Consider the following 6,643-nt stretch of genomic DNA (forward strand, 5'->3'; position numbering starts at 1 on the left):
CAGCTGCCCTGATCGCGCGCCGGCGTCGCCCCGCCGACCCCCGCTACGGGATCGGGTCGCGGGCGTCGTAGTGGCGGAAGCCGCGCTGGAAGAGCCCGATCAGCGTGATCGCGACGATGCAGGCGAGCCCGCCGCCGACCACCGCCGCGGTCGGCGAGAACAGGTCGGACGCGGAGCCCGCGAGGAAGTCGCCGAGGCGCGGGCCGCCGACCACGACGACCAGGAAGACGCCCTGCAACCGCCCGCGCATGTCGTCGGGCGCGGCGGACTGGAGCATCGTGTTGCGGAAAACCATGGACACGGTGTCGGCGCAGCCCGCAAGCGCGAGGAAGAACAGGCCGAGCAGGAGGTTGCGGGTGAGGCCGAAGACGGCGACGGCCGCGCCCCAGGAGCCGACCGCGACAAGCACCGCGAACCCCTGGCGGTTGACCCGGCCGAGCCACCCGGAGAAGACGCTGCCGAGCAGCGCCCCGGTCGCGGGCGCGGCGGCGAGCAGCCCGACCGTACGGGTGTCGCCGCCGAACCAGAGGCCGGCGACCGCGGGGAACAGCACCCGGGGCTGCGCGAGCACCATGGCGGCGAGGTCGGAGACGAACGTCGTCCGCAGGTTGGGCCGGGCGCCGAGGTAGCGCAGCCCCTCCAGGACGGACGGCCGGCGCCGTACGGCGGTCGGGTCCGCGCCCGGCTCCCCCGGCAGCATCGCCGGCAGTCGCCACATCGCGTACAGGGAGGCGGTGAAGGCGGCCATGTCGATCAGGTAGGCCGCCTGGTAGCCCCAGAAGCCGACGAAGACACCGCCGAGCATCGGCCCGGCCATCTGCCCGACCCCGCCGGCGAGGGAGGCGAGCGCGTTGGCGGCGGGCAGCCGCTCGGGCGGCAGCAGCCGGGGGATCATGGACGAGCGGGCGGGCGAGTTCATCGCGAAGCACACCGCCTGGAGGGCGACGATCGTGTAGAGCGGCCAGACCTTGTGCACATGGGCGATGGCGACGACGGCGAGCGCGGCCGACAGCACGGTCGCGCCGCTCGCGGTGACAAGTCCGAGCCGGCGCCGGTCGACCGCGTCGGCGACCGCGCCGCCGTACAGGCCGAAGACGATCAGCGGGACCAGGGAGCACAGGCCGACCAGGCCCACGTAGAAGCTGGAGCCGGTGATCGCGTAGACCTGTAGTGCCACGGCCATCGCGGTCATCTGCTGGCCTATGTAGGACACGGTGTTGCCGAACCACAGGCGCCGGAAGTCGGCGTGCTCCCGCAGCGGGGATATGTCGGCGAGCAGCCGGGAGCGGCGCGGGGCGGGTATCGCGGCCGGGGCGGCAGCGGTTGCGGCGGCAGCGGTCGGGGCGCCAGCGGTTGAAGCGGCCGGGGCGGCGGTGCCGGTGCCGGGCCCGGTCGGCGTGCTGGACGGCTCGGCGGCGTCGCGGTTGTCTTCCTCGCTGTTGAGCACGCGAAACCGTAGCAACCGGGGGCGCCGCGTGGACCGGCAGGGCGGGCAGCACCGCGGACGGGCGCATGGGTGACACATCCACCCGGGTGGCCGACGCGGATCGAAACCGGCTGGTGGCACAGCGTGCGTCGGCATACGCTTGCCGGGACGAGCAGGCTGTCGGGGAAGTACCTGGCCCCGCGGCCCGTCCCGGAACCAGTCGCCGACTCGGCCACGCTTCCGGCACCGGCATCAGGCGCCACCGCGTCCGCACCGCCCGATAGAGAAGGACATCCAGCCGGGCGCCGTGACGCGAGGAACCAGCCGCGTTCGGCGTTTCCGGACCACGCGACGCTAAGGAGTGCGCGGTGTCAGCAGACAAGTTCACCCGCAAGGACAACGCAGCCGACCGCAGTGGGGACGCCGGGTCCCTGCTCGACGAGGAACGCCCGCTGGACGCATGGTCCCGGTGCGCGCCGATCCGGCTCGCCGGATACGAGGACGACCCCAGCGAGACACACATCCTGCGCAGCATCGACTGACGGCATTTCGTACCTGACGCTGTTTCCGTACGTACGGCGTTCATAGCGGCGTTCATCACGGCGTTCCGCACGCGGATGCGACCCGCATAAGCAGGGGCCCGCCGCCCGGAAGACCTCCGGGGGCGGGCCCGTTCGGCGCCGCCCGTCCGTAGTCGACGGACCGCCAGGCGCCCGTCCCAAGCACCTCGCAACTCCCGGCCGACCCACGGGTATCCGACCCAGGACAACGATGTGACATGTGTCATGCACGCATCGACGTAAATTCCGCGTGTATTTCGCATGCATCGGCCCGGATCGGGCAAACGGCCCTCGTGTGTGCCGATTTCGCCGACAACTCGAGGAGTAAACCTATGCTGATGGCCCACCCGACCGTCCTGCGTAACCTGGTGGAGCGCTACGAAGCGCTCCGCGCCGTCGTCGACGAGGGACACGCGGACGGGTCGGACCGTGCGGAGGGCGCCGACCCTCTGGTACGGCAGCAGTTGCAGGACACGATGTACACGTTGTGCGTGTCGACCGGCACCCGGGAGATCGGGGCCGCGCTCGCGGCCGCACGCCGACACATCGACACCATCGCGGCCGCGGCGTTCAGCGCCGACCCGGCCCGCGACGCAAGCGCGGCCTGAGCACCACCCGGCCGAGCCCTGATCCGGTGATCCACTGAACGCCGGTCACGAATCACGCATCGCAGCGCCGCGACACCGAAGTCGCGAAGTACCGAGCGGCGAAGCACCGAACGAGGACTGAAGCACCGACCGGACGACGGCGTACCGGACGGCGACACCGCGGGTGCGGGTCGCGGCCGTCCACGCGACCCGCCGCCCGCGGCCTGCGCATACTGACCGGCATGATCCCGCGCCGCCGACCGGACCCCGATGTGCCGCCCACCGAACCCGCCGAATCCGCAGCACCTGGCGTCGTGCCGGGCAAGTACGCCCGCGTGGAGCGGGAACGCCGCTTCCTGTTCGCGGCGCCGCCGCCGGACATCTGGCGCGAACCCGCGCGCCGGATCACCGACCGCTATCTGCTCGGCACCAGGATGCGGCTGCGCCGCGTGGAGCCGCTGTCCTCCCGAACCGCCGGCCCCGGCCCGGACCCAGGCCCCGACACCCGCACCGATCCCCGCGACATCGGAAGCGCCCAACACGCCTCCACCACAACGGAGTTGAAGCTCACTCAGAAGATTCCCGCGGACTCCCCCGGCCCGGTACAGGGGTTGCTGACGAATACCTATCTCTCCCCCGCGGAATACGAGGTGTTCGCCGCCTTGCCCGCGCGCGTGCTGCGCAAGTCCCGCTACAGCGTTCCGCCGCTGGGAATCGACGTGTTCGAGCCGCCGCTGCACGGACTGGTGCTGGCCGAGGCGGAGTTCGCGGACGACGCGGAGATGCGGGCCTTCGAGCCGCCGCCGGGCGCGGTGGCCGAGGTGACCTGCGACCAGCGGTTCACCGGGGGCCGGCTGGCCGCGACCGGCCGCGCCGAACTGCTGGCGTGGCTGGCCGAGTACGGCGTCACCCCGGAAACGGCGGTCCTGGGAAATTCATAGTTTCGTCCCATCCTCCCGGTACATTCGCGTACGAATCCCTTGGTTCACCAGGCATTTCCCGGTTCCGTCCGGCCGCTGCGCTCATATCGGCAGCGCGCGAACCCCGCCAGTGCGCGGTCACCCGTTGGGATGAATTGCCGGGCGGACATGGCTCGATTGGCCGTGTCGCGCGTTGTCTTCGGTGCGGGCATACGGCCCGCGAGGTTTTTCCGGAAGGCAGTGAGCGTATGAACAAGGTCGCCCGAAAGGGACTGGTCACCGCGATGGTCGCGGGCGGTGTGCTCGCGTCTGCCGGGTACGCACAGGCGGACGCGGCGGCCGGCGGCGAGGCCGCGGGCTCGCCGGGCGTCCTGTCGGGGAACTCCGTGCAGGTTCCGGTGCACGTCCCGGTCAACGTGTGCGGCAACACCGTCGACGTGGTCGGCCTGCTCAACCCGGCGATGGGCAACAGGTGCGCGAACACCTCGTCCGGCTCGTCGGCGGCCGGTTCGTCGGCGTCGTCCGGCCTCGCGTCGTCCGGCTCCGCGTCGTCGGCCTCCTCGACCGGCGGCCGTCCCGCCAAGCACGCGGGCCCGGCCGCCGACGAGTTCGGTTCCCGCTCCTCCGGTTCCCGCTCCTCCGGCGGCGCCCACGCGGCGGGCCGCACCACCGACTCCCCCGGTGTGCTGTCCGGCAACTCCCTCCAGTTGCCGATCGACATCCCGCTCAACGTGGCCGGCAACTCCGTGAACGTGGTGGGGATCGGCAACCCCGCCTTCGGCAACACCGCGGTCAACAGCACGCCACCGGTGCGCACCACTCCGCCCCCGCCGGCCCACCAGCCGATCCCCGCGCCGCCGAACGACACGGTGGTCACCGCCGACTCGTCGGCCATCCCGTCCCTCGCGCACACCGGCGCCGACGGGCTGGGCTGGACCGCCGGCGCGAGCGCGGCACTGCTGCTCGGCGGCGCGGTGCTCTACCGCAAGGCGCGTCCGGCGGCCCGAACCACCGCCGCCGCACGGGCGATCGGGTCCGCCCGGCGCTGACCGCCGCCGGCCGGTGACCCCACTCCTCGGACCACCTGCCGGTCCCCGCACCACCTCGCACCACCACCTCGCACCACCCCGCGCCCGGCCCGTCGTCCGCACTCCCGCACGGCGGGCCGGATCCGTCAACTCGATTACCCGCGCCCGCGACCAGGAACAACGCCGCCTGGCCGGGCGCCGCGGAGCGCTCCACGTCTAGGGTGTATGCGCACACATGGACGCACGCCGACTTCAGCGCCGAAGCCGGCCCGTGCCGTGTCGCACCCATACCGCATCACCGCGAAGACGTGATTCGAGGAGTCCCGCAATGGCGTTGCCGCAAGGCACGCTCAGCCACCGTTACCGTGGCGAGCACCCTCTCCGTACTCTCCTCTACCTCTTCCACCCCGACCGGCGCCGCGTCGGCATCGCCGTCGCCGCGTTCCTCGCCAAGCACGCCCCCGTGTGGCTGCTGCCGCTCATCACCGCCAACGTCGTGGACGTCGTGGTGCAGCACAAGCCGATCTCCATCCTGTGGTGGAACTCCGCGGTGCTGCTGGTCATCCTCGTCCTCAACCTGCCGCTGCACCTGACGTATGTGCGCAACATGCAGGGCTCGATCCGGCGCACCGGCACCCGGCTGCGCACCGCGCTGTGCCACCGGATGCAGCAGCTCTCGATCGGCTACCACTCCAGGGTCAGCGCGGGTGTGCTCCAGGCCAAGGTGGTCAGGGACGTCGAGACCATAGAGACCGCCGCCCAGCAGACCGCGGACAACGGCCTGGCGGCGATCGCCACCCTCTCCGGCGGTCTGGTGGTCATCGGCATCCAGGCGCCCGCGTTCCTGCCGGTCTACCTGATCGTGGTGCCCGCATCGGCGGTGCTGGTGGTCAAGTTGCGCCGCCGGCTGAAGGACCGCAACGAGCTGTTCCGGCAGCAGGTCGAGCAACTGTCCTCGCGGGTCAGCGAGATGACCACGCTGATCCCGATCACCCGGGCGCACGGCCTGGAGGGCACCGCGCTGCACCGGATGGACCGCACCCTGGGCGAGGTGCTGCACGCCGGGCTGCGACTCGACCGGCTCAACGGCTGGTTCGGCTCGATCGCCTGGATCCTGCTCAACGCGATCGGCGTCGCCTGCCTGTCCGGCTCCGCGCTGGTGGCGTACTACGGCTGGCTGAGCGTCACCCCGGGCACCGTGGTGATGCTCTCCGCGTACTTCTCCAGCCTCACCGGATCGGTGACCACGCTGCTGACGCTCGCCCCGCAGATCGGCAAGGGCCTGGAGTCGGTGCGCTCGATCGGCGAGGTGCTCCAGGCACCCGACCTGGAGCAGAACGACGGCAAGGCCGAAGTGACCGGTGTGGTGGGCCGGTTCGAGTTCCGCGAGGTGGAGCTGACCTATCCCGAAAGCGGCCGCCCGTCGCTGGCCGGCTTCGACCTCGACGTGCGGCCCGGCGAGACGATCGCGCTGGTCGGCGGCTCCGGCGCGGGCAAGTCCACGGTGCTGAACCTGGTGATCGGCTTCCTGCGGCCGACCAGTGGCCGCATCCTGCTGGACGGCGCCGACATGGAGTCGCTCGACCTGCGGGACTACCGCAGCTTCCTGTCGGTGGTGCCGCAGGACTCGATCCTGTTCGAGGGCAGCGTGCGGGAGAACGTCACCTACGGCATGACCGACGTCCCCGACGACCGGGTGCGGGACGCGCTGCGGGACGCCAACGCGATGGAGTTCATCGACCGGATGCCGCAGGGCCTGGACACGGTCGTCGGTGAGCGCGGCGCCCGGCTGTCCGGCGGACAGAAGCAGCGGCTCGCCATCGCGCGTGCGCTGATCCGCAACCCGCGGGTGCTGGTGCTCGACGAGGCGACGTCCGCGCTGGACTCCCGCTCGGAGTCGCTGGTGCAGCAGGCGCTCGGCCGGCTGGTCAAGGGCCGTACGGTCTTCGTCGTCGCGCACCGGCTGTCCACGATCAGGAACGCCGACCGGATCGTGGTGATGGACGAGGGCCGGATCGTGGAGGTCGGCTCGCACACCGAACTGCTGCGCCGCGGCGGCGCGTACGCGGGTCTCCAGGCGGCCCAGCTGGCGTGAGCCGGGGGCGGCCCGGGCACACACGCC

General features: G+C 71.8%; 6 protein-coding genes. 5 read left to right on the forward strand and 1 reads right to left on the reverse strand.

Features of this window, described 5'->3' with window-relative positions:
- Positions 1 to 43: 43 nt before the first annotated feature.
- Positions 44 to 1,303 carry an MFS transporter gene (locus tag AC13HU_RS28840; RefSeq protein ID WP_483044902.1) on the reverse strand — a complete coding sequence of 420 codons (1,260 nt, stop codon included), beginning with the start codon at positions 1,301 to 1,303 and terminating at the stop codon, positions 44 to 46.
- A 491-nt stretch (positions 1,304 to 1,794) separates the two neighbouring features.
- Between AC13HU_RS28840 and AC13HU_RS28845 the strand changes: the two genes are divergently transcribed.
- The 5 genes from AC13HU_RS28845 (at position 1,795) to AC13HU_RS28865 (ending at position 6,616) form a co-directional block, all read left to right on the forward strand.
- On the forward strand, positions 1,795 to 1,968 hold the full coding sequence (locus AC13HU_RS28845; RefSeq protein ID WP_483044897.1) for a hypothetical protein: 174 nt from the start codon (positions 1,795 to 1,797) through the stop codon (positions 1,966 to 1,968).
- A 350-nt stretch (positions 1,969 to 2,318) separates the two neighbouring features.
- Positions 2,319 to 2,594 (forward strand): DUF5133 domain-containing protein, encoded by a 276-nt coding sequence (locus AC13HU_RS28850; protein WP_483044898.1) that lies wholly within the window; start codon positions 2,319 to 2,321, stop codon positions 2,592 to 2,594.
- A gap of 221 nt (positions 2,595 to 2,815) precedes the next feature.
- A complete protein-coding gene (locus tag AC13HU_RS28855) occupies positions 2,816 to 3,514 on the forward strand; it encodes a CYTH domain-containing protein (protein WP_483044899.1) in 699 nt (232 codons plus the stop codon).
- A 227-nt stretch (positions 3,515 to 3,741) separates the two neighbouring features.
- Positions 3,742 to 4,542, forward strand: coding sequence for a chaplin (locus tag AC13HU_RS28860; protein WP_483044900.1), 801 nt, complete (start codon positions 3,742 to 3,744; stop codon positions 4,540 to 4,542).
- 307 nt (positions 4,543 to 4,849) lie between these two features.
- Complete coding sequence (locus tag AC13HU_RS28865) at positions 4,850 to 6,616, forward strand: ABC transporter ATP-binding protein (protein ID WP_483044901.1); 1,767 nt, start codon at positions 4,850 to 4,852, stop codon at positions 6,614 to 6,616.
- Positions 6,617 to 6,643: the final 27 nt, after the last annotated feature.

Source organism: Streptomyces sp. NH27 (assembly GCF_056859195.1).